Source organism: Fructobacillus tropaeoli, assembly GCF_001047135.2.
Taxonomy (GTDB): Bacteria; Bacillota; Bacilli; order Lactobacillales; family Lactobacillaceae; genus Fructobacillus; species Fructobacillus tropaeoli.
Genome location: NZ_DF968100.1, coordinates 1 through 3,690, shown reverse-complemented (window position 1 = coordinate 3,690; position 3,690 = coordinate 1). Strand labels below are relative to the sequence as shown.

At 38.2% G+C, this 3,690-nt stretch carries 2 protein-coding genes; one reads left to right on the top strand and one right to left on the bottom strand.

The features are described 5' to 3' along the window. Positions 1-111: 111 nt before the first annotated feature. The gene (locus AOQ32_RS07870) at positions 112-2,676 is read right to left on the bottom strand and encodes an SEC10/PgrA surface exclusion domain-containing protein (RefSeq protein WP_059394342.1); all 2,565 of its coding nucleotides are present in this window, start codon (positions 2,674-2,676) and stop codon (positions 112-114) included. A 402-nt stretch (positions 2,677-3,078) separates the two neighbouring features. Here AOQ32_RS07870 and AOQ32_RS07865 point away from each other — a divergent pair, with 402 nt between their 5' ends. After that, positions 3,079-3,477 (top strand): hypothetical protein, encoded by a 399-nt coding sequence (locus tag AOQ32_RS07865; protein WP_148666536.1) that lies wholly within the window; start codon positions 3,079-3,081, stop codon positions 3,475-3,477. Positions 3,478-3,690: the final 213 nt, after the last annotated feature.

Sequence of the window (3,690 nt, the reverse complement as noted above, 5' to 3'; positions counted from 1 at the left end):
AATTGAGCAAGTGGACTTATTAGAAAAGTAAAAGCAGGCCCCGTTTAGGGGGCCTGCTTTTTGTTACTTTCGGTAATGCACATTATGTTAACTAGCTAAAATTTTTCCTAGTTAATGCTTGCGACGATAGCTTTTTGTTACGAATAATCCAGTCAATGATAATCCAATCAATCCTGCAAGGCTTTTTTGATGATTATATTGCTTTGCTGTGTCTGGTAGAACTGACTTAGATGAATGAGTGACATTACCGTCGTGTCTTGAAACAAATGTTAATTGTTCTGTTTCAGGATTATAAACTAGACTAGGGTTAACAAGATCTTTTTTGACAATTTTACCGGTTGTATTATCATAACGATATTCAGCATGATTAAACTTGTTTTCCAATGAATCGAGGTAAGTCAATGAAGCAGCTTGAGCCTTACCAAATGCTTCCTTATTGCTTGCCACCAATGCGTCATATTCAGATTGCAACTGCTTCTTGTAATCTTCCAACTCTTGGTTCATCTTAGCAGGGAAGTTAGTCAAATCTTCAGCTTGCTTAGCTACAAATTTAACACGAGCAGCCTTACGAGCATTTTCGGCATCATTCAACTTCGTTTGCACTTCATTCTTGAAGTTTGCCAATTCAGCATTCTTATCAGCTGTAAATTTACTCAATTCAGCTTCAACTGATGACTTAAACTGAGCCAATGTGGCAGCATGACGTGCGTCACGTTCAGCAGGATTTTCATCATGAAGAGTAGCCAATGTGTCCACGTAAGTCTTTTGATGAGCATTCTTAGCATCATTCAACTTAGTCAATGATGCTGACTGAAGTGCATTGAATGTTGAATCTGCTTGACTCAACTTGTTGTCCAATGTGGACTTGGCAGAAACTGTATTCTGGTCAAATGTCTTCTGAGAATCGGCGAGCTTAGTAGCCAATGTAGCGTCGGCAGATGAACGGATTGCAGACAATGCAGATGTCTTTTGAGTCAAGTCGGCTGCTGCACGGTTAGCTGCATCACGTTGTGCTTGTGTAGCTCCATAAGAATTCTTTGCATCTTGAATCTTTTGAGCAGCTGTTGAAGCTGGAGCCAACGTCTTATCCTTAGCGTATTGACCAGTGGCATCAACGAAAGTGGAAATAGTAAAGTCATAGTTATAACCTCTACTGTAACTATCACTAATGTCCGGGTCAATATCATGAGTGAAAGCAATGGCAACATACTTCAAATCTGGAGCTTCAAGTGACTTCTTGTGACCATTCAAGGCATAACCATCATCGAACACCATACCGGCAATTGTTTCTTGAATGCCAGTCTTCAATTCAGCCATTGTCCAGTAACCCTTGTCACTTTGTTGAGTCAAAGCACCCAAATCTTCACCAGTATACTGAAGTCCATACTTATGAGCTTCATCATTGATGGTTCTATAACCAGTAAGTGTTTTGGAAACATCGTCAACGACCGGCATTCCATTCCACTCGGTCTTACCGAATGTAGGTCCAGCGATTTGTTGACCGGTGTTGAGATCATAATAAGTGGTGTGAGTGTAACCCATCTTCTTAGAAGCACGCAGGTTAGAGATGAAATCAGACATAGACTTTGTATCAGTCACATTGACAACATCAGACAATCCCAATGAACGACGGTGGTTGTTTAACACAGTGATGAAGTAATCATTCAATTCATTGAATTGAGCATCAGTCATTTGACCATTCACAACATGTTCTGACTTATCAGTACCGTTATCTTCATACTTCAATAGAGCATGTAGATTATCACGAACTGAATCAGGTTGACCTGCAAACGGGTCATTGACAGTCAATGGAACTTCAGCTTCGTTATGAACGAACATATCCTTTGGCCACGTTGAAGGATAAAGCGAACCCTTATCATCACCGTTCTTAGAAGTGGCAGGAATTCGAGCATCGGCATCCTTCACAACTTGAGCTGTTTCATCGGCAGTCTTTTGAGCTGCATCCTTGGCATCTGTAGCCGACTTGATAGCATTGTCATGTTCTGACTGAGCAGACGTGTCACGAGCATCCTTAGCCGACTTTTCAGAAGCAACGCTTTGGTCGTATTCTGATTGAGCTGAAGACTTGGCAGAATCACGATTGGCAGTTTGTGCAGCTGTTTCGTCTTGATAAGTCTTATCTGATTGAGCATCAGCATTGTCACGGTCAGACTTGGCAGCTTCACGTTGAGCATCAGCTGTACGAGCAGGGTCGGCATTCAACTCAGTTTGCTTATCGGAAATTGCTTGATTTGTTTCAGCAGTCTTATCAGCAATAGCCTGATTAACTTCAGCAGTCTTGTCTTGAATTGACTGATTAGCACTGGTTTCATCAGCTTGCTTATCAGAAGCTTGTTGAGAATCAAACTTTTCTAAATCTTGCTTTTGTTGAGCAGGCAAATCGGCTTGTTGCTTTTCAAGTTCAGCTTTCTTAGCAGCTTCATCTTGAACGTTCTGTTCTTGCTTATCCTTTTCAGCATCTTGTTGCTTTTGTTGCAACTCGCTCAACTTTGCATCCTCAGACTTCTTAGCTGCATCTTTGGAAAAACTTGTAGTTACTTCAGAAGGATTAGATGGAAGTGAATCGGCACTTGCTGTCTGTTCGGTTAGGATAACTCCCCCAGTAATGGTTGCTGCTGCAATAGCTAATCCTAATGTCTTATTTTTATTATCCATAAAAATTATTATACCTTTCTCTACTTTGCATAATACTTAGTGTTTGAATATGCAATTAATAAGGTAGAATAATGATTTTATTATTCTACCTTATTAATTGTATGAGATAGTTTTTTCTCTGTCCATATTTATTTTTAAACCGATACACTATATTAAGTGATGATTTCCTGATTTAGAATTATTTTTTATTTTGTTTATTATTTCGATGCTTATTAATAAAAACAAATGTTCTAATAGCACATAGAGTTATACCAGCCAGTGAAATAATTTTTTGAGCTAAACCTGCTCCGTTGTTAAGGATTGTCGCAAATCCAATAATAATAATGGATAGTGTGTCACATTGAGAAAGCACAAATATCGATAACAAATAAGTCATGTTAAATGTTATGTTATATTGATGTTATGGATAACAAAAAAATTAACAATGATATAAAATTTAAAAATTTAACAGAGTTGGGCTTATATATAGGTATTAGTCGACAAACAGCCTCTAATCGATTGAAAATAAGGGGTTGGAAAGGACGCCTTTCCTTTACAAGTGATGAACTTGAATTGTTAAAAGGCAATACCAAACAAAATGTTAATGTTAATGATCGACAATTGTTAATTGCTCTTAACAAACAAATTGAGGCACAAAACGAGACAATCAAAAGTTTGAACGAACAGTTAATTAATAGTCAAAAGTTGCAACTTATGAGCCAACAACATGCCGAGCAATTGACAAATGAACTTCATGATTTGAAAAAGATTGAAGCGCCTAAACAAGGATTTTGGGCAAGGATGTTTGGAAAACAAAAATAGACCGACTAATGTTTGGTTTCTTTTTTGTCTAAGTATGCTAATATTAGTGTATCGGCGAAAGCCAAACACATTTAAATACGAAAAAGGCCATCAATCGTCTGGGGAGATGATTGATGGCCTGCACAGTAACTGTCGCACCAGTTGCCATGCCTTTATTTCTATAAGTCTATTTTACCGACAGAGAAATAAATAATCAACCTTAAAAACAGGGAG